The organism is Sagittula sp. P11, assembly GCF_002814095.1.
GTDB lineage: Bacteria > Pseudomonadota > Alphaproteobacteria > Rhodobacterales > Rhodobacteraceae > Sagittula.
Window position 1 is genome coordinate 1,793,887 of the sequence record NZ_CP021913.1, and the last position, 23,275, is coordinate 1,817,161.

At 63.7% G+C, this 23,275-nt stretch carries 25 protein-coding genes and 1 pseudogene; 18 read left to right on the plus strand and 8 right to left on the minus strand.

Annotated features, from left to right (window positions below; translation table 11 throughout):
- Positions 1-7 precede the first annotated feature (7 nt).
- From CDO87_RS08775 to rpsP, 7 genes and pseudogenes are all read left to right on the plus strand, one after another.
- The gene (locus tag CDO87_RS08775) at positions 8-541 is read left to right on the plus strand and encodes a GNAT family N-acetyltransferase (RefSeq protein ID WP_100928425.1); all 534 of its coding nucleotides are present in this window, start codon (positions 8-10) and stop codon (positions 539-541) included.
- Positions 538-1,067 (plus strand): annotated as a pseudogene (locus CDO87_RS08780) (GNAT family N-acetyltransferase). The gene CDO87_RS08775 and the pseudogene CDO87_RS08780 overlap by 4 nt, the downstream one beginning before the upstream one ends.
- Complete coding sequence (locus CDO87_RS08785) at positions 1,064-1,570, plus strand: GNAT family N-acetyltransferase (protein ID WP_100928426.1); 507 nt, start codon at positions 1,064-1,066, stop codon at positions 1,568-1,570. Before CDO87_RS08780 ends, CDO87_RS08785 begins: the two are co-directional and overlap by 4 nt.
- A complete protein-coding gene (locus CDO87_RS08790) occupies positions 1,567-2,160 on the plus strand; it encodes a GNAT family N-acetyltransferase (RefSeq protein WP_100928427.1) in 594 nt (197 codons plus the stop codon). Before CDO87_RS08785 ends, CDO87_RS08790 begins: the two co-directional genes overlap by 4 nt.
- Positions 2,160-2,762: a GNAT family N-acetyltransferase gene (locus CDO87_RS08795; protein ID WP_100928428.1), complete on the plus strand. Its 603-nt coding sequence runs from the start codon at positions 2,160-2,162 to the stop codon at positions 2,760-2,762. The genes CDO87_RS08790 and CDO87_RS08795 overlap by 1 nt, the downstream gene beginning before the upstream one ends.
- Positions 2,763-2,790: 28 nt before the next feature.
- Positions 2,791-3,060, plus strand: a complete 270-nt coding sequence (locus tag CDO87_RS08800) for a chorismate mutase (RefSeq protein WP_254698432.1) — start codon at positions 2,791-2,793, stop codon at positions 3,058-3,060.
- A 49-nt stretch (positions 3,061-3,109) separates the two neighbouring features.
- On the plus strand, positions 3,110-3,475 hold the full coding sequence (rpsP, locus tag CDO87_RS08805) for a 30S ribosomal protein S16 (protein ID WP_100928430.1): 366 nt from the start codon (positions 3,110-3,112) through the stop codon (positions 3,473-3,475).
- A 129-nt stretch (positions 3,476-3,604) separates the two neighbouring features.
- Here rpsP and CDO87_RS08810 read toward each other — a convergent pair whose 3' ends face one another.
- Together CDO87_RS08810 and CDO87_RS08815 are read right to left on the minus strand one after the other, a co-directional pair.
- Positions 3,605-4,654 carry a hypothetical protein gene (locus CDO87_RS08810; RefSeq protein ID WP_157814948.1) on the minus strand — a complete coding sequence of 350 codons (1,050 nt, stop codon included), beginning with the start codon at positions 4,652-4,654 and terminating at the stop codon, positions 3,605-3,607.
- A 247-nt stretch (positions 4,655-4,901) separates the two neighbouring features.
- Positions 4,902-5,879 carry a hypothetical protein gene (locus CDO87_RS08815; RefSeq protein WP_100928432.1) on the minus strand — a complete coding sequence of 326 codons (978 nt, stop codon included), beginning with the start codon at positions 5,877-5,879 and terminating at the stop codon, positions 4,902-4,904.
- Positions 5,880-6,024: 145 nt separating this feature from the next.
- Here CDO87_RS08815 and CDO87_RS26985 point away from each other — a divergent pair, with 145 nt between their 5' ends.
- From CDO87_RS26985 to rpmE, 8 genes are all read left to right on the plus strand, one after another.
- Positions 6,025-6,165 carry a hypothetical protein gene (locus CDO87_RS26985; RefSeq protein ID WP_198521849.1) on the plus strand — a complete coding sequence of 47 codons (141 nt, stop codon included), beginning with the start codon at positions 6,025-6,027 and terminating at the stop codon, positions 6,163-6,165.
- Between the two features lie 11 nt (positions 6,166-6,176).
- Complete coding sequence (gene rimM, locus CDO87_RS08820; RefSeq protein WP_100928433.1) at positions 6,177-6,680, plus strand: ribosome maturation factor RimM; 504 nt, start codon at positions 6,177-6,179, stop codon at positions 6,678-6,680.
- A 238-nt stretch (positions 6,681-6,918) separates the two neighbouring features.
- Positions 6,919-8,055, plus strand: a complete 1,137-nt coding sequence (locus CDO87_RS08825) for a hypothetical protein (protein WP_100928434.1) — start codon at positions 6,919-6,921, stop codon at positions 8,053-8,055.
- 40 nt (positions 8,056-8,095) lie between these two features.
- Positions 8,096-8,896 (plus strand): tRNA (guanosine(37)-N1)-methyltransferase TrmD, encoded by an 801-nt coding sequence (gene trmD / locus CDO87_RS08830; RefSeq protein ID WP_100928435.1) that lies wholly within the window; start codon positions 8,096-8,098, stop codon positions 8,894-8,896.
- A gap of 328 nt (positions 8,897-9,224) precedes the next feature.
- Positions 9,225-9,878: a hypothetical protein gene (locus tag CDO87_RS26695; protein ID WP_157814949.1), complete on the plus strand. Its 654-nt coding sequence runs from the start codon at positions 9,225-9,227 to the stop codon at positions 9,876-9,878.
- Positions 9,871-10,290 carry a hypothetical protein gene (locus tag CDO87_RS26700; RefSeq protein ID WP_157814950.1) on the plus strand — a complete coding sequence of 140 codons (420 nt, stop codon included), beginning with the start codon at positions 9,871-9,873 and terminating at the stop codon, positions 10,288-10,290. The genes CDO87_RS26695 and CDO87_RS26700 overlap by 8 nt, the downstream gene beginning before the upstream one ends.
- An 887-nt stretch (positions 10,291-11,177) precedes the next feature.
- Positions 11,178-11,558 (plus strand): 50S ribosomal protein L19, encoded by a 381-nt coding sequence (gene rplS / locus CDO87_RS08835; RefSeq protein ID WP_005863529.1) that lies wholly within the window; start codon positions 11,178-11,180, stop codon positions 11,556-11,558.
- A gap of 12 nt (positions 11,559-11,570) precedes the next feature.
- Positions 11,571-11,792, plus strand: a complete 222-nt coding sequence (gene rpmE / locus CDO87_RS08840; RefSeq protein ID WP_005863531.1) for a 50S ribosomal protein L31 — start codon at positions 11,571-11,573, stop codon at positions 11,790-11,792.
- Positions 11,793-11,815: 23 nt separating this feature from the next.
- On the opposite strand, the gene CDO87_RS08845 is transcribed toward rpmE, so the two are convergent.
- The 4 genes from CDO87_RS08845 to CDO87_RS08860 form a co-directional block, all read right to left on the minus strand.
- Positions 11,816-13,171: an ATP-binding protein gene (locus tag CDO87_RS08845; protein WP_157814951.1), complete on the minus strand. Its 1,356-nt coding sequence runs from the start codon at positions 13,169-13,171 to the stop codon at positions 11,816-11,818.
- A 201-nt stretch (positions 13,172-13,372) separates the two neighbouring features.
- Complete coding sequence (locus CDO87_RS08850; protein WP_198521850.1) at positions 13,373-14,209, minus strand: N-acetylmuramoyl-L-alanine amidase; 837 nt, start codon at positions 14,207-14,209, stop codon at positions 13,373-13,375.
- Positions 14,210-14,349: 140 nt separating this feature from the next.
- Positions 14,350-15,903 (minus strand): sodium:alanine symporter family protein, encoded by a 1,554-nt coding sequence (locus CDO87_RS08855; RefSeq protein WP_100928438.1) that lies wholly within the window; start codon positions 15,901-15,903, stop codon positions 14,350-14,352.
- Positions 15,904-15,928: 25 nt separating this feature from the next.
- Positions 15,929-16,363: a universal stress protein gene (locus CDO87_RS08860; protein ID WP_100928439.1), complete on the minus strand. Its 435-nt coding sequence runs from the start codon at positions 16,361-16,363 to the stop codon at positions 15,929-15,931.
- Between the two features lie 258 nt (positions 16,364-16,621).
- On the opposite strand from CDO87_RS08860, the gene CDO87_RS08865 reads away from it, so the two are divergent.
- Together CDO87_RS08865 and CDO87_RS08870 are read left to right on the plus strand one after the other, a co-directional pair.
- Positions 16,622-18,295 carry a bifunctional protein tyrosine phosphatase family protein/NAD(P)/FAD-dependent oxidoreductase gene (locus CDO87_RS08865; protein ID WP_100928440.1) on the plus strand — a complete coding sequence of 558 codons (1,674 nt, stop codon included), beginning with the start codon at positions 16,622-16,624 and terminating at the stop codon, positions 18,293-18,295.
- A gap of 167 nt (positions 18,296-18,462) precedes the next feature.
- Positions 18,463-20,235, plus strand: a complete 1,773-nt coding sequence (locus CDO87_RS08870) for a SulP family inorganic anion transporter (RefSeq protein ID WP_100928441.1) — start codon at positions 18,463-18,465, stop codon at positions 20,233-20,235.
- Here CDO87_RS08870 and CDO87_RS08875 read toward each other — a convergent pair.
- Positions 20,215-20,940: a metallophosphoesterase family protein gene (locus tag CDO87_RS08875; RefSeq protein WP_100928442.1), complete on the minus strand. Its 726-nt coding sequence runs from the start codon at positions 20,938-20,940 to the stop codon at positions 20,215-20,217. The genes CDO87_RS08870 and CDO87_RS08875 overlap by 21 nt on opposite strands.
- 212 nt (positions 20,941-21,152) lie before the next feature.
- On the opposite strand from CDO87_RS08875, the gene CDO87_RS08880 reads away from it, so the two are divergent.
- Positions 21,153-21,524 (plus strand): hypothetical protein, encoded by a 372-nt coding sequence (locus CDO87_RS08880; RefSeq protein WP_100928443.1) that lies wholly within the window; start codon positions 21,153-21,155, stop codon positions 21,522-21,524.
- A gap of 69 nt (positions 21,525-21,593) precedes the next feature.
- Here CDO87_RS08880 and serA read toward each other — a convergent pair whose 3' ends face one another.
- Positions 21,594-23,192 (minus strand): phosphoglycerate dehydrogenase, encoded by a 1,599-nt coding sequence (gene serA / locus CDO87_RS08885; protein ID WP_100928444.1) that lies wholly within the window; start codon positions 23,190-23,192, stop codon positions 21,594-21,596.
- Between the last annotated feature and the right edge of the window lie 83 nt (positions 23,193-23,275).

Sequence of the window (23,275 nt, forward strand, 5' to 3'; positions counted from 1 at the left end):
CACCGCCATGCCCGCACCCACGCTGCATACCCCGCGCCTGACGCTGCGCCAGCACGCCCTGGCCGACCTCGAACCGCTTTACGCGGCGCTGGGGAGCGAGCACGCGCGCTACATGGGCGGGCCGTTCTCGCGGCGCGACGCGTGGTACATCCTCGGCGCAGAAGCGGGAAGCTGGGACATCCTCGGCCACGGGTCCTGGGGCGTGGAGACGCGCGACGGCACCTTCGTCGGGCAGGTCGGCATCAATCGCCCGCCGCACTATCCGGAGGCAGAGATCGGCTGGACCCTCCTGCCGGAGGCAGAGGGCAAGGGCTATGCCACGGAGGCCACGACCGCCGCGCTGCACTGGGCCTGGGAAAACGGGTTTCAGACGCTGGTCTCCTACATCACGCCGGGCAACGACCGCTCCATCGCGCTGGCCGAACGGCTGGGTGCAGCCCCCGACCCGGACGCCCCCCTGCCCGAGGGCGAGACGCCCGAGGAAACCGTGGTCTACCGCCATGCGCCCGACACCGACGGCGCGCCGGAGGCCTACGCATGAGCCTGACCCGCGCGCCCCGCCTCGAAACCGACCGCCTGATCCTGCGCAGCCCGGAAACCGCCGACGCAGAGGCCTACATCGCCTTCCTCACCGACCGCCCCGCGCGGACGGCTTCGGCGCCTATGACAACCGCGGCGACGCGTGGCGCTGGTTCGCGCTGAACGTCGGCCACTGGCACATCCACGGCTACGGCTATTTCACGCTGGAGCTGAAGGACACCGGCGTGGTCGCGGGCATCTGCGGCATCTGGAATCCCGAAGGCTGGCCGGAACCGGAAATCGGCTGGGCGCTCTTTGCCGGGCACGAAGGCAAGGGGCTCGCGGTGGAGGCCGCGCTCCGCGCCCGCCGCTGGGCCTACGAGGATCTGGGCCTTCCGGCCCTGACCTCCAACATCGTTCCGGGCAATGCCCGTTCCGCTGCCCTGGCAGAACGCCTGGGCGCCGTGCTCGAACGCACATACGACAACGTCTACATGGGCCAGGAAGAACTCTGGCGCCATCCCGCACCTAAGGATGACCTGCCATGATGGCCTCGTATTCCCTCAGCACCGACCGCCTCGTCCTCCGCACCCCGCGCGAGGAAGATTTCGAACATTGCGCCGCCTTCATGTCCTCCGAACGGTCGAAGTTCACCGGCGGCCCGACCGCCGACCGCTTCGACATCTGGCGCGGGTTCCTCGGCTCCATCGGTCACTGGGGCCTGCGCGGCTACGGCTTCTTCACCGTGCTGCACGACGACCAGCCGGTGGGCCGCGTCGGGCTGGTCAACCACATCATGTGGGACGAGCCGGAGCTGGGCTGGCACCTCTTCGAAGGGCACGAGGGCAAGGGCTTTGCCACCGAGGCCGCCGAGGCCGTGCGCCTCTGGGCCGCGGAAACCCACGGGCTGAACCACCTGATCTCCTACATCCACCCGGAAAACGCCGCGTCGCGCCGCGTGGCCGAGCGGATGGGCGCCACCCACGAACGCGACACCACGCTTCTGGGGCAGAACGCGCAGGTCTGGCGGCACAGGAAGATCGTGCCATGACACCCCGTGATCTCAACGCGAAGGCACCGTGCGAAAAGCACCGCCCCGGACCGGCCGCGCGCGCCGCGGCCCGGATGGGCGGCCGCGTGCCGGTCCTGGACACCAAAAGGCTGCAACTGCGCGGCCCGCGTGTCTACGACTTCGACGCCTACGCCGAGATCATGACCTCCGACCGCGCCATCTTCATGGACGGGCCCTACACCCGCGAAGAGGCTTGGGGCGATTTCACCAATTACGTCGCCTGCTGGATGCTGCACGGCCACGGCCTGTGGACCATCGACGCCGCCACCCAGCCGACGGCGGGCTTCGTGCTGCTGGGCTACGAATGGGAAGACCCGGAGCCGGAGCTGGGCATCTTCCTGACCGCCGCCGCCGAGGGTCAGGGTTTTGCGCTCGAGGCGCTCGAAGCGGCCCGCGACCATGCCTTCAACGACCTGAAGTGGGACAGCGTCGCCTCCTTCGTCGCCTCCGACAACGACCGGGCGAACCGCCTGATGAAGCGCTCCGGCGCCCGCCGCGATCCGGTGGTCGAGGCGCAGATCAGCGAAACCGACCTGCACGTCTGGCGCCATCAGAAGGAGGCCGTGTGATGCCCGGCCAGACCATTCCCGTGCTGGAGACGAAGCGCCTGCGCCTCTGCGCGCCCGAAGCGCAGGACTACCCGGACTTCAAGGCGACCTTCGCCTCCTACCGCTCGCGCTTCATGGGCGGGCCGCTCAACGCGTACGAGGCATGGATGCTTTACGCCGCCGAGATCGGCCACTGGGAAATCCGCGGCTACGGCATGTGGATGATCCACCTGAAGGACACCGGCGAAACCGTCGGCATGGCCGGCGGCTGGTTCCCCGCGAAATGGCCCGAGCGCGAGATCGCCTGGATCATCTGGCCCGACCGCTCCGGCAAGGGCTTTGCGCTGGAGGCGACCGACCGCGTCCGCCGCCACTTCTACCACGACCTTGGGTGGGAGACCGCCGTCTCCTACATCGACCCCAAGAACCTCGATTCCATCCGCCTTGCCGAACGGCTGGGCTGCTGGAAGGACCGCGAGGCCGCCACCATCGACGGCTCCGACGCGGTCTACCGCCACCCGACCCTGGACCAGCTCAAGGGCCAGACCGGGCACGGCATCGCGATGGAAATCGCGCACTACCAGGACCCGCTCTTCAAACCGAAAGGCTTCGCCATTGACTGACGTTCAGGACGATACACAGCGCGCAGCGATGCTGCTGAAAGGCCACCGCGAGTCGATCGACCGGCTCGACGCGATCCTCGTCTACACGCTGGCCGAGCGGTTCAAGCACACCCAGGCCGTGGGCGTCCTCAAGGCGCAGCACGACCTTCCGCCCTCCGACCCCGCGCGCGAGGAAAAGCAGATCGCGCGGCTCGAAGACCTCGCAGTCCAGGCCGACCTCGACCCGGATTTCGCCAAGAAATTCCTGAATTTCATCATTCAGGAGGTGATCCGTCACCACAAGGAACACCAGAACTGAGGCCACAAGACACGGCCTTCAATCGCCATTCAGATCAAGGAGAAACAAAATGGCAGTCAAGATTCGTCTCGCCCGCGGCGGTTCCAAGAAGCGTCCCTTCTACCGCATCGTCGCCGCCGACTCGCGCATGCCGCGCGACGGCCGCTTCATCGAGAAGCTGGGCACCTACAACCCGCTCCTGCCGAAGGACTCGGAAGAGCGCGTGAAAATGGACCTGGAGCGCATCCAGTACTGGATGTCGCACGGCGCCCAGCCGACCGACCGCGTGTCCCGCTTCCTCGAAGCCGCAGGCGTGATCGAGAAGAAAGAGCGCGCCAACCTCAAGAAGGGCGAGCCGGGCAAGAAAGCCCAGGATCGCGCCGAAGAGCGTGCCGCCAAGGCAGCCGCCGCCGAAGAAGCGACCGCCGAGGAATAATCGGCCCGCATCTGCGGCACGGTCCCCGGACCTTGTCAGAAGCCCCCGCCCCACCGGCGGGGGCTTTTTCATAACGGCATGAACCTAGCAGCCGCACAGAATATTTTCAGAAGAATAGAGTATCAATATTTAAATTGGATCAGAATACAAAATTTCCTCTCTATTAAATTCATCTCCTCCATAGCGATTTGCGCTTGCGGCCCCGGTGGCACGCACTTCGTAAGCGACGCTTAATTTTCTGACAATTCCTATTCTGTCCTTGTATATCACATACACAAGAATTGGCCCGAACCGCCGAAATGTAGCAAGCCGCGTAGCCTCCGTGATCTCATACCGAGCCAATGCAAAGACTTGATCCATATAATACTTCAGAGAACCGCTCCTAAGTTCCATTCCATGGCCATCCAATGGAAGGAACTCGCCCGGTTCGAGAGTAAATGAACCTTTCTTTGAAAGATTTTCATGAATATCCGTGTCCAACAAGTCGACGGCGTTCGGGATTTCCGGATCAACGACCTTTATTCCATACTGCATGATGGTTGCGATGGTCTCTCCTTTATTCCAAACCTTTAGTTTACCTGTTAGAACCACCAGTCGTTTTGGCTCGTCCTGCTTAAGCTTGACGTCAGCCATCGGGTCAAGGAAGGGCCCTTCAAAAGCCACCTCGATTCTAGGCCGATACTTTTCCCGAAGATCACGCAAGATGATGTCGTTGGCCCTTTCACTAGCTATTACCGCTCTCTCTGCAGCGTTGCTCCCTCTTGCCGCTTCAGTAACAGCGTTCCTAGTTTCCCTCAGTGTTTGCCAGACAAAAAATATCCCCACCGCCGTAACCGAAATTGATGTGATGCCAACTATCCAAGTCGCCCACAGCATAGCCTCGGCCCAGATTGCCATCTCTCTTTGCGCATTCAAATCTTGCTCCGAGCGCTCCTGTTCTCGCGTCAGAGCACCCTGATTAGACAAGCACCTCTGAAAATCAGCTATCGTTTCAGACCTACTCAAGCAGAGCTCCAAGCCGACCTCTATTGATGCCGTCTTCGCATTTATTTTTGCATGCTCTGAATCAGAATCTTGGAAACCCCAAGAGTAGGAAAAAGTTATGGAGATAAAACCGATTGACAACAGCGCCAACACGCAAAACAAAGCCAAGGCCAAGTATCCATTGTCAAATCTCAATATTACCCCCGACAGGATAGCGATTCGATGAATCGCTCAAATACGACATTACTTCCTCATCTTAACGGCGCTTATCGCCCATGGCGAAAATGCTAATGCCGGAACAGGGCCATCCCTCTTACAGAGTTTGTCAATCCTATACTCTATCATATGATATCTCGAAGAATGTATCGAGTCTCTATACCCGCCCCACCGGCGGGGGCTTTTTCATGTCTGGATCACACCGGCCCCCGCGGCCCGAAGCACCTCAGCGCCGGATCGACCAGGTCAGCGCAACCTCGTGGCCCGAGGCCTCCAGCATCCCGCGCTTCGATGTCCAGCCCGCCGGGCAGATCACCATCCCGGCCCGCGCGCCCCGCGCCGCCAATGCCGCCTCGGCGGCCTGCAAGAGGCGCAGCGCCTCGCCCGCGACACCCTCCGCGCCGATCTCCGCGAATGCCTCGTGGAAATAGTCGTCGATCATGCCGATGCCCTTCGGATCGTGCGCGGCGGGCAGGTGCAGCGGGGTGGCGGGATGCGCGATGGCATAGCCCGACACCCGGCCCCCGGCCTCCGTCACCAGCATGTCGCGGTCCGTCAGCGTCAGGCTCTTGCGCATCCACGATTCGAACCGCGCATCCGCCTCCGGGTGCGGCTTCCAGAACGGATCGACCGCGTACAGGCAATCCCGGTTCACCGCGCTCTGCGCCACGAGGCCGGGGATGTCCTCTGCCCCGGCCAGCCGCACGGCACCCTCCGCCGCATCCATCCGCGCGCCGTAATACAGCGTCAGCGGCTCGTAACCCGCCCCTTCCAGCGCCGCAGTCCAGGCACAGGGCAGCACGGAAGAGGCCAGCAGCACCCTTGCCCCCGCCTCCCGCAGGTCGGCCTCCGCCGCTTCCAGCAGCGCCTCTGCCGTGCCCTCCGGGGCGTCCGGCGCCACGGCGCAATCCTCCATCAGAAGGCCGGGCATCCCGTCCTCCCCGGCATAGATCGGCGGCACCGGCAGCAGGATGGAATGCGCGACACCCGTGATGCGCCCCTCTTCCTCTGCCACGGTCCAGCCATGCCGGATCGGCGTCCCGCCCTGCGTCGCCCCCTCGATGAAGCTGGCGACCGCCGTTCCCGCATCGGGCTTCAGCGCCCACAGCGCGGGATCACAGGCCTGCCGCGCGGCCGCATCCTGCAACAGCAGCCCGGTGACGGACCCCACATCTTCGGGCGAAAACGGACGAACGACGGTCATGACGGGCACTCCTGCATTGAAACGCCACAAGCTAAGCCCGTTTTCCGCGCCTCTGCCAGCGGATGCCCCGCCCCCGGCGGCTTCCCGCACACCCTGTGTCCGTCCCCTCTGGCCCCCGCCCGCGCGCCGTGGCACATGCTGCGCCATGTTCGGACTGATCCGCCTCCCCATCCTGTTGCTCATCGCCTTCGTTGCGGGCATCTTCTACGAGCGCGCGCAGCAGGAAGAGTCCTGCGCGGCGATGGGCGGCAACTGGATGCGTGCGGGGCTTTGCGCCCTGCCATGAGGACGACGGACATGGACCAGACGATCTGCGTCGGCGCCATCGCGGGTGCCTTCGGTGTGCAGGGCGAGGCGCGCCTGAAAAGCTTCACCGCCGATCCCCGCGCCATCGAGGACTACGCCCCCCTCACCACCGAGGACGGGCGCAGCTTCGACCTTCAGATCACGCGCGAGATCGCCAACGGCTTTGCCGCCCGGCTCACCGGCGTCCGCACCAAGGAAGAGGCCGACGCGCTCAAGGGTGTCCGCCTCTACGCCCCGCGCGACCGGCTGCCCTCGCTCCCCGACGACGAATTCTACCACACCGACCTGATCGGCCTGTCGGTCTTCGACACCGGCGGGGTGGAACTGGGCAAGGTGAAGGCCGTCCTGAACCACGGCGCCACCGACCTGCTGGAGCTGCACACCGCGGGCAAGAGCGGCACGGTCCTGCTGCCGTTTACCCGCGCCTGCGTGCCCACCGTCGACCTGACGGCCCGCCGAATTGTCGCCGATCCGCCCGAGGGATTGCTCGACTGAGCGATTCTCCGGGCTGCGGTTAGGGGGCCGAAATAAGGCAGCCGCCTTGCTTTCGCCACATTTTCTGTTTCAGTCCCGCACACAAAAGCTGCTAAAATGAGTGATCGCGCTACGTTCAGCGTCAATCAACTTAATTTACACCCTGCGTCACCCACTTCTTGCCACAGTTGTCGTCCATTTTTGGCCTCAATGGGGACGTATTTGATGGATCGTCGTTTTGATTAGCCAGAAGTTCAGAATGATCTTCTCCGGACTTGCCGCCGCGCCCGTATTGACGGTCGCACTGGCGTCGCTCCATGGGGACATGCGCGCCTTCCTGAGCGGGTCGGTGGCCATGACCGGCGTCGCCTCCGTCGCCGCGACGATCCGCTGGCGTCCATTGCGCCCCGGTCGCCGCAATTTCATCTCCCTCGGCAATCCCGGCCCGCTGCGCAGCACGCCGCGCGACCTGCCCTCTGCCAACCGCCAGCGCGAGGTCCTTGCCCGCGCACTCTCGCCTGCAGAGGACGGCCCCGTCGACGACCGCCCCGTCTCCCGCGAAGAGGCGGTCTCGTGGATCCTGCACCGCTCGCTCTCCGCCTGGCACAGCGGCCACACGGACTCCGCGCTCACCGACCTGCCCGCGCCGCGCCTGCTGACGCTGTACCTGCTGGCGCGCCTGCTGACCTCCTCCCCGGGCGAGGCCGGCGAGATCGCGCAGCACTTCCGCCGTCCCGACGCGGTCCTCTCCATGCGCGACGAGGTCGACAACCTCGCCCGCATCCGCGCCGAATGGGACCGCGACCAGCGCATCTGGATGGCGACCCACTGGCTCTGGACCCGCCAGGCGCAGGACACCCCGTCCGCCTCCCTCGCCGAGGCGCTGGAACAGCTCGGGCCGCCCGACATCGACCTCTGGCACCGGGTGGTGACCGAACACGACCCGGACAATCCCGATCAGGCCGCCGCCGCCTTCTGGTGCCTCAGGCAGCCCGCCTGCGACCGCGCCACCGTCGCCGCCTACCTCGCCCGCATCGTCCTCGACGGACGGCTGGTCGCGGCCGCGCGCAGGGGCGACACGCAGGTCCTGACCGAAGTCCGCGGCATCATCGACCGCTGGAACGCCGGCGTCTACAAGACCGGCGACCTCGGCATCGACCCGCCGCAGACAGTGACCGACGCGGCCCCAAGGCTCCCCGACACCCTGCGCGACCTCGAACAGGCCACGGGCGACCGCTGGCCCGCGCCCGCCGGGGCCTTCACCCGCCGCGACGGCCGCCCGCCCCGGCCGCGCCCCGCATGGGACCTCGCGACCGGACAGCTCACCAGCGAACCGCAACGCGAAGACTACCTCGACGCCCCCGCCGCGCTCCTTCCGGTGCAAAACCCGTTCTGAGCGCTTGCCGCCCGCCGGTGGAACGGGATAAAGCCCGGCCATGTCCGACGCTCCCCGTTCCCATGGCCGCAAGACCATCCGCCCCAGCCTGAAGCCGCGCGACCTCATGACCGAGGCGCCCGCCCTGGCCCGCGCATGGCACGCGCAGGTCATCACGCTCTTCCCCGAGGCCTTCCCCGGCATCCTCGGGCTGTCGCTGACCGGCAAGGCGCTGCAGCAGGAACTCTGGCAGCTCCAGACCGTCCCGCTCCGCGCCTTCGGCGAGGGCAAGCACCGCAACGTCGACGACACGCCCGCGGGCGGCGGCGCCGGCATGGTGCTGCGTCCCGACGTGATGGGCGCCGCCATCGAACACGCCCGCAGCCAGCAGCACCCCGGCGCGCCGCTGATCTACCTCAGCCCGCGCGGCAAGCCCTTTACCCAGGCGATGGCCCGCGACATGGCGCAGCGGCCCGGCGTCACCCTGATCTGCGGACGGTTCGAGGGGCTCGACCAGCGGGTGATCGACCACTACCGCATCGCCGAGGTCTCGATCGGCGACTACGTCCTCACCGGCGGCGAACTGGCCGCGCAGGTCATGCTGGACGCCGCCGTGCGCCTGCTGCCCGGCGTCCTCGGCAACGCCGACTCGACGGAGGAAGAGAGCTTCTCCGACGGCCTCCTGGAGCATCCGCAGTACACCCGCCCCGCCGAATGGCAGGGCCGGACGATCCCCGACGTGCTCCTCTCCGGCCACCACGGAGAGATCGCGAAATGGCGCCGCCAGCAGTCCGAAGACCTCACCCGCGCCCGCCGCCCCGACCTCTGGAACGCCCTCAAGGCCCGCAAGGACGTCCCCTGAAGCGCCGCGAAGGGCCCCCTTGATCCCAGTGCCGGACAAGGATTTTCGCCCATGCGCCCGATCCGCCTTCTCACGCCCCTACCGCTTGGGAGCACACAGTCGAATGCCGCTTCACCATGATCGCCCCGAAGGCACTGACGCGGACCGGTTCCGAAATCGGTCATGAGCCGTCATTCACCGAGGTCAAGCCTTGATGCAACGCCGCTTTCGCAAACCGGCCATAGGTGGCATCGTGCACCATGATCTGGCCGGATAAGGGCGGCGGTGCGAACCAAGCTGCCATCGACTCAACGTCTTTTTTTGGCTTGAAGTCGGCGTCGGCGGAAACATGCCTCACCTCATCTACACTTGCGGTGATCCTACGTCCGTGTTCAAAGTTTGCAGGCGCTTACTGCGCGGCAATGATTTGGCGAGAATGAAAGAAGTGCGAAACTATTTAGATAAAATTTTCAATTGGATTTTTAGAGCAAAAAAACGGCACCATGCGTTTGCTGTCCTCCTCTTTACTCTTGGAATCGGATGTTTCGCTGCACCCGCCGTTTGGGTTCAAGTTGCGGTGATTATGTCTGAAACCCTCCAGACTTGTATAGACCAACGCCCCACCAGCAATGGCTTAAGCGCCACTGATATTGCCGGTTATTTATGCATTATTTCATCCGTCGCAGTATTTTCGTTCTTTGAACTAAGAGAACCCAGAATAGAGCAGAAAGATAGTTTCAATATAGCGCTACCTGAAGAATCCGCGTCGTTAAAGTTTGTTTTGGATCGTATGTTCTCGGCAAGAGGTAAGCCCGTGGAGTTTTTGGGCTTCACCAACACAAGGCTGCAAGCCAAGCCTAAGCCAGGACGTTACTCATTTTCCACGATCTACGATGCTGCAAAAGGCGTGGTTGCTGCAACCGATGTACCAGGTGAAGAACGACCAGAGATACTTGTTAGCGAGAACGAAACGAAAATTTCAATAAGGGCAAACTATGGCTAAGACATATCCTATCGAGAATCCGCCGGGTGGATCATTGACATGCTCTGACGATCAAATGGCCATTGTAGATGTCATTGGCGGTTCAGTGCACGCTCAGTGCGTGTCAGTTCCTGAAAAAATCATTAGTGGCCACGATGAAGCCAAAGCGGCACAGTGGACTTTCAGCCTCATCACTGGTCAAGATCAGAGATTTTATGGTATTGTCCCCCATTATGTGCGAGAGATATTTCAATTAGGTGAATACGTACACTCAGAACCATGGAATGTTGGCCGTTTGAAAGACTACGTATCGCACCCGTGGAATTACGTTTATCCGCCGGAGGGCGAAAAGGTCGTAACTTATTTCGTTGCACCAAAAGAACTCGCCAGAATAGTTGATGGGCTTCGCGGGTGGGATTCGCTTAGATATTAGGCGTCTAACTCTGATTGCTGACAATTGCTGTGACAGACTCCCTAACGTTTCTCTTCGAGAAGTAGTAGCTCTCAGCATCGGAGCTAACTAGCAAGTTGGATTCGATCCGGTAATGCGGCGCTGCGCACACACGCGCCCCCGAGGTGCGCCGTCGCTCTCGGTTCACAGCCGGCATTCGTGCTGTGCGCGCCTAAGGTCGGATGCGGTCTGCCACACCTTGACCATGAAATGCAGTAGTGCCCCTTCCGTTATGGAAATTCGGTCGAATAATGCCCTCCATCGGCACTCAGTTCACTCGGAACCCTCCGCCGCCTGAAAACGGTTAACGAAAGGGGCGGGGTATCACGGTCTTTGAACCTCGTTAAACTGTATTGACGAGCGGAACCGCCAGGATTGGCCGGGATTGGCGGGCGATCTGGCCCTTGGCGCAATGGTCCGCCCCCGCACGCCGGAATTTCGTCACAGGCTCGCGGCAACGTGAGCGCGATTATCCGGGAAACCGGGCCGTACAGCCGAAACATGCCCCGCCCGGCACCAAACCCACCCGAATCGCCCATCTGGCGCGTTAACGAAGGTTGCCAACCGGCCGGTTCGACCCCTCCAACCGGCCGGGACTCACCATAAGGAAGGGTTAACGCGCCCCGGTTAACCCTGCGGTCGGCGGGTTTGCGGGGGCTTGGGAAATTCCCTTGATTTGCAGGGGCCCCGCGCGTAGAAGGCCCCATCTCAGGCATCGGGGCGACTCGGATGCCTTTGGTATCGTGGCGGCCCCACCCGGGGCCCCACGCAAGCAAAGCAACAGCTGGCGGTGCAAATTCCTGTCTGGAATCAAGGCACTGACTGACATTTCCGCGGGCAAACCGCGTGTGAAAAAAGGAGAAGGTCAGATGGATCTGATCGCACAACTCGAAGCGGAGCAGATCGCTTCGCTGGGGAAAGAGATCCCCGACTTCAAGGCAGGCGACACCGTCCGCGTCGGCTACAAGGTTACCGAAGGCACCCGCACCCGCGTCCAGAACTACGAGGGCGTTGTCATTTCTCGTAAGAATGGCAAGGGGATAGCCGGTTCGTTCACCGTTCGCAAAATCTCCTTCGGTGAAGGTGTGGAGCGTGTGTTCCCGCTGTACTCCACCAACATCGAGTCCATCGAAGTCGTCCGCCGCGGCCGCGTCCGCCGCGCTAAGATGTACTACCTCCGCTCGCGCCGCGGCAAGTCGGCCCGCATCGCGGAAGTCACCAACTACAAAGCCCCGAAGGCTCAGGCGTAAGGAACGGATCGGATGAAAAAGGATCTTCACCCCGACTACCACATCGTCACCGTCAAGATGACCGACGGGACCGAATTCCAGACCCGCACCACCTGGGGCAAGGAAGGCGACACGCTCGTCCTCGACATCGACCCCACCGTGCACCCGGCATGGACCGGCGGCTCCTCGCGCCTGCTGGACCAGGGCGGCCGCGTGTCGAAGTTCAAGAAGAAGTACGAAGGCCTCGGCTTCTGATATTTCCGAAGCCCGGCAAGGGCTTATTCGCCGACAGGAACGCCGCCCTCCAGGGCGGCGTTTGCCTTTTTGGGGATCGGTTCCTGCAGCGGCATGACCGGGAACAGCATGGAGATGCGGGTCCCCTCCTCCGAACTTTCGATCCTCAAGCCGCCGTTTGCGGAGCGTACGAAACCGGCCACCATAGACAGGCCCAGCCCGGTGCCCATGCCCGGCGGCTTGGTGGTGAAGAACGGCTCCGCCACCAGCGGCAGCGCGTCCCTGGGAATGCCGCATCCGGTGTCCACCACCGCGATCGAGACATAGCGCCCGGGTGGCAGCGCGTGTCCGTCCCCTGTCTTCAGCGGCTCCGTCAGCCGCTCCTCCGACGTGACGATCTCAACCACGCCGCTGCCTTCGATGGCATCCACCGAGTTCTTCACGAGGTTCAGCAGGGCGGTCGTCAGTTGCGTATCGTCCAGGCGGACAGGCAAACGCCCGGGATGGCGCACGTGCAGCTTTTGTATGCGCTCCGGCACCAGCGTCTGAACTAGCGACACGATGCCGTCCACGGCGACGTTCGCATCGACCACCCGCGCCCGCGTGGGCGCCTTGCGGGCATAGACCAGCAGTTGCTGGACAACCGCCTCCGCCCGTTTCGCCGCGGCCTGCGCCTCTTCGACGACAGCGTCGCGTTCGTCCCGTTCCGCCAGCAGGTGGTAGAGTTCGAGGTTGCCCTGCACCACCGTCAGTATGTTGTTGAAATCATGCGCTACTCCGCCGGCGAGGCGGCCGATGGCGGACATCTTCTGATCCTGTGCCAGCCGTTCCGCCGTCTCTTCGAGCGCCAGCCGAGAGGCGCGCGAGAACAGCATCGCCAGCGCCGTATAGGCCAGGGCCACCACCACGACGATCAGCACCCCCGCCTTTGCGAATGGGCCCTCGAACTTGTCCATGTGGCTGCCGACCACCAGCAGAAGGAAAACGCCGAACAGGGCAATCTGCGACCAGGCCAGCCAGAGGATCCGGTCGCCGCGCCGGATCTGGTAGACCATCGTCGACCCCATGAGGATCGCGCCGAGGGCGATCTTTTCCGGCGCCTCGTTCATCGCGAAGTACACCGGCAGCCACATGAAGGAGACGACGACGACAAGGTAGGACAGACCGGCGATCGTCAGGTGGCGCGGCTCTGCCGTCTTGCGGTGCACGACGATGTAGCGGCAATGCAGCGCGTGGCCGATGAAGTATCCGGCACACCACACGGCAGGCAGCAGGTTGCCCTCGTAGAAGAACAGCAGGACCGCGCCGAGAAACACGGCCACCAGCCGCGCGATCAGCTCGCGACGGACGCCGTATTCGACGTCGTACAGAAGCTGCATGTTCCGGCGTGTGCCTGTCATCTGCACCCATCTACCCTGTTGGTCCGGACGCCCGGCGCCCACGCATCTCCGGGAGCAGCCGACAGCGGACCTGCCGTTCTGCGGCGCCGTCGCTTACAACCGGGGCTCAGTACATTTACGTTTCGTAATTCTATACGCTCAACAGGGCCTGCAAAGACCCAAGCTTGGTTAAGGCCGCGGCTTTTTGGTTGAAACGGTGCGCTATTTGCACCGCAGGGCGGGATCATCCAGCAGCGTGAACAAGGCGGCGTCGTCGATGGCGTCCGGGGCATAGCTTGCCCGGTTGGCCGACACGAGGCGGTCCAACGCCCGACCCGAGGCCTTGCCCCAAACGCCGTCCGGCTCCACCGGCCCGCAGCCCCGCACCGCCAGCTCGGCCTGAAGACCAAAGACCAGAACGCGCAACGGCAGGTCGTCCGCCTCCGCCATGATGTGCTCACCGGGGCAGGAGGTGCTGGCATAGTGCAGATGGGGCCGGATATTGGCGGTCGGCACGCGGTAGGCCCTCTGCGCTTCCGACATCACCCGGATATAGGACAGACGTGCGACGTCGGTCAGCGTCTCGTGATTGAAATCGCCAAGCGCGACAACTGCGAAATGCCCGGTGAAGTCGGCCTTCTCGGTGCCGCCATGCACCGTGGACTTGGTGGCCGGGGCGTAGCGCACGGGCCGTCCCTTCGCGATCTGGCCGGTCTTGTCGACGGCATAGTGGTAGGCGATCATTCCCAGCCCGGCATTAGCCACGTGATCGTGGTTGATGTTGCGCACCCTCTGGGAAATAGACTGCCGGTCACGCGCCGCCGACGCCTTGCGGAAAAGCGCCGCATCCGTCCCGGCGAACCCTTCGTGGTGGAAGGTGATGTGGGTGATGCGCGGTTGCGCATAGGGGCGCAGCGCCTTCTGGTCGATTTCGCTCAGCTCGACCGTGATCTCGCCGGGGACCTTCAGCGGCGCAGGCTCGGGCACCATCCCCTCGGCCCAAAGCGCCGCGGGACACAGGAGCAGGACGCTCAACGCTGCGATCTTCGGTAGCTTCATCCGCGGCACCTCCCCTGCCATGTGGGAAGTAGTCTGCCCGCAAGCGGTGTCCCGCGCGACCGGGAAATTGCCGGCGGCAGGAACGTGCCGCCGCCGGCGTGGGTGCTGTTCGGGGCGCGGACGGACCGCGCCCCACGCTGTTACTTGAACTTGCGGATCTCGCCGGACTTCAGCCGCGTCATGTAGCTGTCCAACTCCCGCTTCACGATCGGCATCAGGAAGTAGAGGCCCGCGATGTTGACCACCGCCATGGCAAAGATCGCGGCGTCGGAGAAATCGATCACCGGGCCGAGGTTTGCCGCCGCACCGATCACGACGAAGATGCAGAAGATCACCTTGAAGACGATCTCGGTCGTCTTGCCCTCGCCGAAGAGGAAGGTCCACGCCTTGAGGCCGTAGTAGCTCCACGAGATCATGGTCGAGAAGGCGAACAGGATCACCGCAACCGCCAGCACGTATGGGAACCACGTGAAGGCCGAGGAGAACGCCGCCGAGGTCAGGCTGACGCCCGAGGACCCGTCCAGCGTCTGGATCGACCCGCCTTCGGTCAGGATGTATAGGCCGGTCTCCGGATCGCTGACCAGCTGGCCCGAGATGATGATGACCAGCGCCGTCATGGTGCAGATCACCACCGTGTCGATGAACGGTTCCAGCAGGGAGACGAAGCCCTCTGTGATCGGCTCCTTCGTCTTCACGGCAGAGTGCGCGATGGCCGCCGAACCGACGCCCGCCTCGTTCGAGAAGGCCGCCCGCTTGAAGCCCTGGATCAGCGCACCGACAAGGCCGCCCGCCACGCCGAGACCGGTGAAGGCGCCCGCGAAGATCTGGCCGAACGCCCAGCCGATCTTGTCTGCGTTCATCAGGATGATGACCAGCGCCGCCAGGACGTAGAGCACGCCCATGAACGGCACGACCTTTTCGGTGACCTGCGCGATGGACTTCAGGCCGCCGATGATCACCGCAAAGACGACACAGGCAAAGATCACGCCGGTGATCCAGCCCGGGTATTCGCCCACGATGCCGGCGATCTGCTGGTGCGCCTGATTGGACTGGAACATGTTGCCGCCGCCGAGGCTGCCGAGGATGCAGAAGATCGCGAACAGCACCGCCAGCACCTTGCCGCCCGGCAGGCCGCGCTCGGCAAAGCCCTTGGTCAGGTAGTACATCGGGCCGCCCGAAACGTGCCCGTCGGGGAACTCGTTGCGGTACTTCACGCCCAGCGTACACTCGGTGAACTTGGAGGCCATGCCCATCAGACCGGCGAGGATCATCCAGAAGGTTGCACCGGGCCCCCCGATGCCGACGGCCACTGCGACCCCCGCGATATTGCCAAGCCCGACGGTGCCGGACAGGGCGGTGGCGAGCGCCTGGAAGTGGCTGACCTCACCGGCATCGTTGGGGTCGGAGTAGTCGCCCTTCACCAGCGCGATGGAATGCGGGAAGGCGCGGAACTGGATCAGGCCGAAGTAGATGGTAAAGACCGTCGCCGCGATCACCAGCCAGGCCACGATCCACGGGAAGGTCGTTCCGGGAAACGGGCTGAAGATGAAGTTGACGAACCAGCCCGTGGCATTGGCGAAAGCGTCGTTCACCGCCTGGTCGAGCGTCTTTTCCGCTTCCTGTGCACCGGCCGTGACCACCGAGGTGAAAAGTACGAATGCGGCCAGGGCCGCGCGTTGAAAATACGTTGTCATGCTGTGGTGTCCTGTTCTGTGCGCGTCAAGGGACGATGGTGCAGGGCACCGGTGAAGCCTGGACCAGATGGCCCGCAACCGATCCGAAGACCCGGCTGCCGAGGGTGGATCGCCCGTTGCGTCCGATGAAGACCTGGGCGACGTCCGGTGCATCGGCGATTTCGCAAAGGATCTCGGCGATGTGGCCGTAGCGCATGATGGTCTCGACCTTGGCGCCCTTTGCTTCTGCCGCACGCCTGGACGGCGTGATGATCGCACTTTCGGCGCGTGCGAGTTCCTCCTTGCGGCGCTGGCTGCGTTCCTCGATCTCCTGCGGGGTCAGGAAGGAATAGGGCGACCATTCCAGCACATAGGCGATCACGATGGTGCCACCTTGGGCAATGGCCCGCTCGGTCGCGAAATCCAGCGCACGCTGCGCCGTCTCGCTCCCGTCGAAGCCGACAACGAACTTCCCTGTCATATCCGTGTTATCCTTTTGTCTTTATTGTTGGTTCAGCCTGAGGGCCTTGAATAGATTAGCAGTCGCCTCACGGGCGAATGGGCCGAAATGCTGTACTGCACCGGCGAATCCGACTGATTTTCACTGTTCTGCGCGGACTTTTTGCAAAAGCTCGCCCCGTGGTTCCCGTAGCGGCAACTGCGACTCATTGGACCGTTTTGCATTCAGTTATTCGAATGTATAAGGGCGCAATCCAGATTCTCGAGGCAGGAGCGCACCGTGGAATTCCGCAAGATCACTGACGACATCGCCGTCTCGCCGCAGATCGCCGCCGCAGACGTCAAGGACATTGCCGACGCCGGATACCGGTCGATCATCTGCAACCGCCCGGATGGCGAAGGCGCCGACCAGCCCACCTTCCACGAGATCGCCGCCGCCGCCGAGGCGGCCGGTCTCAAGGCCGTCCACCAGCCTGTCGTCAGCGGCAAGGTAACGGACGACACCGCCGCGGAGTTCGGCAAGCTGCTGAAAGAGCTGCCCGGGCCTGTCTTCGCCTACTGCCGCACCGGCACCCGCTCGGCGACGCTCTGGTCGCTGTCGCAGGCCAGAACCATGGAGCCGTCGGCTATCCTGGGCGCCGCAAAGAACGCGGGCTATGACATGGCGGGCGTGGTCCGCCGTATCGTCAACGGCGGCAAGACACCCACCGATGAGGGCGATGCGAAGTTCGACGTGGTGATCGTCGGCGGCGGCGCTGCGGGTATCTCGGTCGCGGCTTCGCTGATGACCCGCCGCTCCGGGCTAAACATCGCCATCATCGACCCGGCCGACATCCACTACTACCAGCCCGGCTGGACCATGGTCGGCGGCGGCGTGTTCGAGGCACAGACCACCGCGCGTACCATGGCCTCGCTCATTCCCAAGGGTGTGCACTGGATCAAGTCCGCCGTTGCCGCCTTCGAACCCGGGAACAACGCCGTGATCCTCGACGGCTGCCGGGTCGTGAAATACGACCGGCTGATCGTCTGCCCGGGGCTGAAGCTTGACTGGAACGGCGTCGAAGGGCTGGTGGATACGCTTGGCAAGAACGGCGTCACCTCCAACTACCGCTTCGACCTGGCGCCCTACACATGGGAGCTGGTGCAGGGGCTGAAGAAGGGCCGCGCGCTGTTCACCCAGCCGCCGATGCCGATCAAATGCGCGGGCGCGCCGCAGAAGGCGCTCTACCTGTCGGGCGACCACTGGTATCGCAACGGCGCGCTGAAGGACATCGACATCCAGTTCATGAACGCCGGCGGTGTGCTGTTCGGGGTGAAGGACTACGTGCCCGCACTGATGAACTACATCGAACGGTACGACGCCAAGCTGAACTTCTTCCACAACCTGATCCGCGTGGACGGCGCGGCGAAGCAGGCGACCTTGAGGGTGGCGAAACCGGACACCGAACTGGCAGAGGTCACCGTGGATTTCGACATGCTGCATGTCTGCCCGCCGCAGGTCGCCCCCGACTTCATCCGCGTGTCGCCACTGGCCGATGCGGCGGGCTGGGTCGACGTGGACCAGTCGACATTGCGCCACAAGACCTTCGACAACGTCTGGTCGCTGGGGGACGTGATGAACGCGCCCAACGCCAAGACCGCCGCCGCCGCGCGCATCCAGGCCCCTATCGTGGCCGAGAACGTGGTCGCGGACATGCGCGGGCTGAACCCGCAGGCGCTCTACAACGGCTATGGCTCCTGCCCGCTGACCGTCGAGAAGGGCAAGATCGTGCTGGCGGAGTTCGGCTATGGCGGGACGATGCTGCCGTCCTTCCCGAAGTGGTTCATCGACGGCACCAAGCCGACCCGCGCGGCGTGGCTCCTGAAAGAACAGATCCTGCCGCCGATCTACTGGAAGGCCATGTTGCGCGGCCGGGAATGGATGGCCCGGCCAGAGACCGTCTCTGCAGGGTGAAGCACGAAGGGCCGGGACATGTTTCCGGCCCTTTTAGCGCACCACCGAGGCAAGTTTTCCATGCAAAGGTGCATTCGAACCTTTTCAAATTCTATTTTTCGAATATATAAGCGGTCAACAACCGGGGCGACTCGCATGTCTGCCCCCAGACCTACAGGACTATGCCAATGGCCTCCCCCATCCTGAACCGCTTCAAACAATACCTGCCGATCCTGCAGTGGGCGAAGACCTACGACCGCGACACCGCGACCTCTGACCTTGTCGCCGCCGTGATCGTCACGATCATGCTGATCCCGCAGTCGCTGGCCTATGCCTTGCTGGCCGGACTGCCGGCCGAGATGGGGCTTTACGCCTCCATCCTGCCGCTGGTGGCCTATGCGATCTTCGGCACCTCCCGCGCGCTGGCCGTCGGGCCGGTGGCCGTCGTCTCGCTGATGACCGCCGCCGCGGTGGGCAACCTCGGCCTGTCCGATCCGCTCCAGATCGCCGTCGCGGCGGGCACGCTGGCGTTCATCTCCGGCGTGATCCTCACCGTGCTCGGCGTCCTGCGCCTCGGGTTCCTTGCGAACTTCCTGTCGCATCCGGTCATCGCCGGGTTCATCACCGCGTCCGGCATCCTGATCGCTGTGTCGCAGCTCAAGCATATCTTCGGGATCAAGCTGTCCGGCGACAACCTGCCGGAACAGATCACCACCTTCTTCGAGCACGTGGGCGATACCAACCTCATCACGCTGGCCATCGGTGTCGCCGCGACCGCGTTCCTGTTCTGGGTCCGCAAGGGGCTGAAACCGCTGCTGATCCGGTCGGGCATGAAGCCGCGGCTTGCCGACATCTCGGCCAAGGCCGGCCCGGTCGCCGCCGTCGTCGTGACAACGCTGATCGCGTGGGGCTTCGGCCTGGCGGAACGTGGCGTGAAGGTCGTAGGGGACATCCCGATGGGGCTGCCGCCGCTGACCATGCCGTCGATCTCCCCCTCGCTCTGGAGCGAACTGTTTGTCCCGGCGCTGCTGATCTCGATCATCGGCTTCGTGGAGTCCGTGTCTGTGGCCAAGACGCTGGCCGCGAAGCGCCGCCAGCGCATTTCCCCCGACCAGGAGCTGATCGGTCTGGGCACGTCGAACATCGCGGCTGCCGTGTCGGGCGGCTACCCGGTCACCGGCGGATTCTCCCGGTCTGTCGTGAACTTCGACGCGGGCGCGGAAACCCCGGCGGCAGGTGCCTATACTGCCGTGGGCATCGGGCTTGCGACGCTGCTGCTGACACCGCTGATCTACTTCCTGCCCAACGCCACGCTGGCCGCGACCATCATCGTTGCCGTGCTGTCGCTGGTCGACTTCTCGATCCTCAAGACGGCCTGGGGATATTCGAAGGTGGACTTTGCCGCCGTCGCCGCGACGATCCTGCTGACCCTCGGTTTCGGGGTGGAAGCGGGTGTCTCTGCGGGCGTGCTGCTGTCCATCGGCCTGCATCTCTACAAGACATCGCGCCCGCATGTCGCCGAGGTCGGCCTTGTCCCGAACACCGAACACTTCCGCAACATCAAGCGGCACAAGGTCGAGACGAAGCCCCACCTCGTGACCCTGCGCGTCGACGAAAGCCTGTACTTCGCCAACGCCAGCTTCCTCGAGGACTACGTTCTGGGCCGCGTCACCTGCGACCAGCCGATCCGGGATGTCGTGCTGCAGATGACCGCCGTAAACGAGGTCGACCTGAGCGCACTGGAAACGCTGGAAGAGCTGAACCACCGGCTGAAGGACATGGGCATCCGCCTGCACCTGTCGGAGGTCAAGGGCCCGGTCATGGACCGCCTGAAACGGTCCCACCTGCTCGACCACCTCACCGGCAAGGTCTACCTGTCGCAGTTCAACGCGTGGCAGGCCCTCAGCCCGGCGCCGCAAGGCCCCGAAGTCGGGAAGTCCTCAGAGGCGGACGCGGCCTGACGGCGTCAGGATAAAGACCTTGTCGCCCTCGAAGGCGGCAGCGGTCAGCTTCCGCCCGTAACCGGCCCCGGTATCGAGGTTCAGCCGGTGCGGGCGGAAATCCGGCGTGTCCACAGGTGTGTGCCCGTGCACGATGAAGGCCCCGTGGTCCCGCTGGTCCATCAGGAACTCCTGCCGGATCCAGACGAGGTCGTCCTCCACCTGATCCTCCAGGGGAACACCCGGACGGACACCCGCGTGCACGAAGTACAGCGGCCCGACGCGGTGGAAGGTTTTCAGCTCCTGCAGAAACCGGAGGTGTCCGTCGGGCAGCAGCGCTCGCATTTCCTCCGCCAGTTCGCTTTGCCGCACGCGTTCCGGCACGGTCAGACCGTAGGAGGCCGCCGTCTCGATCCCGCCGAGATTTGGGTGGAACCAGTGGTAGCCGACCAGCAGGTGCGGATCGTTGCGCGGTGCGGGCGGGGTGACGAACCATTCGAACAGGCGGTCGTGGTTGCCCTTGATGCAGGTCCAGTTGCGCCCTGCGGCAAGCCCCTCGCAGAGGATGTCGATCACACCCTTCGAATCCGGCCCCCGGTCGACATAGTCGCCCAGAAACACGATGTTGGCGTCCTTGCCTCCATCTGCCTCGATGCGGGACAGGGCCTCTTCCAGCAGGGCCCGCTGACCGTGAATGTCGCCAATGGCGTAGATCGTTTCTGTCATGGACAGGGACCTAGCACCCTCCCCCGCCAGCCGCCAGAGCCTGCTCTGCGCCGCCTGCCACCGCGCCGCCACACCACGCCCAAAAACGCGCACAATCTGACGCTAGGTCAAAGATGTCTTGGGCTTCCAAGTTTTCGCGACGTAGCTTATGGCGGCGTGCCCCGGCCAATCTGTATTTCCGGTCCCGGGCATATCTATCAAGGAGTTTGAAGATGAATGGACTGTCGTTCTGGTTCTTTGTGCTTGCAGTTATTTCCGGTGCTCTCGGTATGGCCTGGGGCATCCAGATGTCCGCCTCGGGCGACCACAGCCTCTCCATCGCGCACGCGCACCTGAACCTGATCGGTTGGGTGGGTTTCGCGATATTCGGGATCTACTATCACCTCGTACCCGCCGCCCATGGCAAGCTGGCATGGGTGCATTTCTTCGTGGCGCTGCTGGGCCTTGGCGCCATCGTGCCCGGTATCGTCCTGGCGGTGACATCCCAGGGTGAGGTACTGGCGAAGGTCGGATCGGTTCTGACCTTCCTGTCGATCCTGATTTTCCTCGTCGTCGTCATCCGGTCGCGGACCACGACGGCCTGAACAACGCCCGCGAAAAGGAAAAGGCGGGGCCGACCCCCGCCTTTTCATGTCTGGTGCAGCTGTCCTGCCTCAAGACACGTCGAAGGACAACGGCTTGATCTGGCGGAACAGGCCCGTCTCGGCCAGCTTGGCGCGCGCCTCTGCCGGGACCGGCTCATCGACGTAGAGCAGCGCGATGGCCTCGCCCTTGGCCGCAGACCTGCCCAGCGTGAAGTTCGCGATGTTCACGCCCATACCGCCCAGCGTCATGCCGAGCGCACCAATGATCCCCGGCACGTCCTCGTTGGTGGTATACAGCATGTGCGCACCCACCTCGGCGTCGATGTTGATGCCCTTGATCTGGATGAAGCGCGGCTTGCCGTCCGAGAAGACCGTACCCGCGATCGACCGCTCGCGCTGTTCGGTCACGACGGTCACCTTGATGTAGCCTTCGAACGCACCGGTCTGCGCCTGGTTCGTGGTGGAGATCTTGATGCCGCGATCCTTGGCGATCAGCGGGGCCGAGACCATGTTCACGTCCGGATTCACCGACTTCATGATGCCCGCGATCAGCGAGCAGTTCAGCGCGGCGAGGTTCATCTCGGCGGCGTAACCGTCATAGAGGATGTTGATCGCCTTGATCGGCTCGTCGGTCATCTGGCCGATGAAGTTGCCGAGGTGGTCGGCCAGCTTGATCCACGGCCCCATGACCTTGGCCTCTTCGGCGGTCACGTTCGGCATGTTCAGCGCGTTGGTGACAGCGCCGGTCAGCAGGTAGTCGGCCATCTGCTCGGCGACCTGCAGGGCGACGTTCTCCTGCGCTTCGGTGGTCGATGCGCCGAGATGCGGCGTGCAGACCACGTTGGGCAGGTTGAAGAGCGGGTTCTCCTTCGCAGGCTCCTCGGCGAAAACGTCAAAGCCTGCGCCGGCGACGTGGCCGGATTTCAGCAGTTCGGCCAGCGCCTCTTCGTCCACCAGGCCGCCACGCGCACAGTTGATGATCCGCACGCCCTTCTTGGTCTTCAGGAGGTTTTCCTTCGACAGGATGTTGCGTGTCTGGTCGGTCAAGGGGACGTGCAGGGTGATGAAGTCCGCGCGCTTCAGCAGGTCGTCGAGGTTCTCGATCTTCTCCACCTGCATCTGCTTCGCCTTCTCTTCCGAAAGGAAGGGATCGTAGGCGATGACCTTCATCTTCAGGCCGCGTGCACGGTCGCAGACGATGCCGCCGATGTTGCCCGCGCCGATCACGCCCAGCGTCTTGCCGGTCAGCTCGACGCCCATGAACTTCGACTTCTCCCACTTGCCCGCGTGGGTCGAAGCAGAGGCCTCGGGGATCTGGCGGGCGACGGCGAACATCATGGCGATGGCGTGCTCGGCCGTGGTGATCATGTTGCCGAAGGGCGTGTTCATGACGATCACGCCGTGCTTCGACGCTGCGTCCTTGTCGACGTTGTCCGTGCCGATCCCGGCGCGGCCCACGACCTTCAGGTTGGTGGCCTTCTCGAGGATCGACGGCGTCACCTTGGTGGCCGAACGGATCGCGAGACCGTCGTAGTTGCCGATGATCTCGGCCAGCTTTTCCTTGTCCTTGCCCACTTCGGGCATGAAGTCGACGTCGATGCCGCGGTCACGGAAGATCTGGACGGCCGCGTCGGAGAGCTTGTCGGAGATGAGAACTTTGGGAGCCATGTCTCTGGTCCTTGCACTATGCTGTGAGGGAACGGACCCGGTCGCCCATGCGGGGACCGGATCCTGTGCATTTGAGGAAAAAG

Coding starts and splice junctions, on each gene's coding strand:
- CDO87_RS26985 (WP_198521849.1), top strand. CDS start 6,025: ATGTTCGGACTGATCCGCCTCCCCATCCTGTTGCTCATCGCCTTCGTT.
- CDO87_RS08785 (WP_100928426.1), top strand. CDS start 1,064: ATGATGGCCTCGTATTCCCTCAGCACCGACCGCCTCGTCCTCCGCACC.
- CDO87_RS08845 (WP_157814951.1), bottom strand. CDS start 13,171: ATGACAGGCACACGCCGGAACATGCAGCTTCTGTACGACGTCGAATAC.
- CDO87_RS08795 (WP_100928428.1), top strand. CDS start 2,160: ATGCCCGGCCAGACCATTCCCGTGCTGGAGACGAAGCGCCTGCGCCTC.
- CDO87_RS08825 (WP_100928434.1), top strand. CDS start 6,919: ATGATCTTCTCCGGACTTGCCGCCGCGCCCGTATTGACGGTCGCACTG.
- rpsP (WP_100928430.1), top strand. CDS start 3,110: ATGGCAGTCAAGATTCGTCTCGCCCGCGGCGGTTCCAAGAAGCGTCCC.
- CDO87_RS08855 (WP_100928438.1), bottom strand. CDS start 15,903: ATGACAACGTATTTTCAACGCGCGGCCCTGGCCGCATTCGTACTTTTC.
- CDO87_RS08860 (WP_100928439.1), bottom strand. CDS start 16,363: ATGACAGGGAAGTTCGTTGTCGGCTTCGACGGGAGCGAGACGGCGCAG.
- serA (WP_100928444.1), bottom strand. CDS start 23,192: ATGGCTCCCAAAGTTCTCATCTCCGACAAGCTCTCCGACGCGGCCGTC.
- rplS (WP_005863529.1), top strand. CDS start 11,178: ATGGATCTGATCGCACAACTCGAAGCGGAGCAGATCGCTTCGCTGGGG.
- CDO87_RS08815 (WP_100928432.1), bottom strand. CDS start 5,879: ATGACCGTCGTTCGTCCGTTTTCGCCCGAAGATGTGGGGTCCGTCACC.
- CDO87_RS08790 (WP_100928427.1), top strand. CDS start 1,567: ATGACACCCCGTGATCTCAACGCGAAGGCACCGTGCGAAAAGCACCGC.
- CDO87_RS08880 (WP_100928443.1), top strand. CDS start 21,153: ATGAATGGACTGTCGTTCTGGTTCTTTGTGCTTGCAGTTATTTCCGGT.
- CDO87_RS26700 (WP_157814950.1), top strand. CDS start 9,871: ATGGCTAAGACATATCCTATCGAGAATCCGCCGGGTGGATCATTGACA.
- CDO87_RS08870 (WP_100928441.1), top strand. CDS start 18,463: ATGGCCTCCCCCATCCTGAACCGCTTCAAACAATACCTGCCGATCCTG.
- CDO87_RS08775 (WP_100928425.1), top strand. CDS start 8: ATGCCCGCACCCACGCTGCATACCCCGCGCCTGACGCTGCGCCAGCAC.
- trmD (WP_100928435.1), top strand. CDS start 8,096: ATGTCCGACGCTCCCCGTTCCCATGGCCGCAAGACCATCCGCCCCAGC.
- rpmE (WP_005863531.1), top strand. CDS start 11,571: ATGAAAAAGGATCTTCACCCCGACTACCACATCGTCACCGTCAAGATG.
- CDO87_RS08875 (WP_100928442.1), bottom strand. CDS start 20,940: ATGACAGAAACGATCTACGCCATTGGCGACATTCACGGTCAGCGGGCC.
- CDO87_RS08850 (WP_198521850.1), bottom strand. CDS start 14,209: ATGAAGCTACCGAAGATCGCAGCGTTGAGCGTCCTGCTCCTGTGTCCC.
- CDO87_RS08800 (WP_254698432.1), top strand. CDS start 2,791: ATGCTGCTGAAAGGCCACCGCGAGTCGATCGACCGGCTCGACGCGATC.
- CDO87_RS26695 (WP_157814949.1), top strand. CDS start 9,225: ATGCCTCACCTCATCTACACTTGCGGTGATCCTACGTCCGTGTTCAAA.
- rimM (WP_100928433.1), top strand. CDS start 6,177: ATGGACCAGACGATCTGCGTCGGCGCCATCGCGGGTGCCTTCGGTGTG.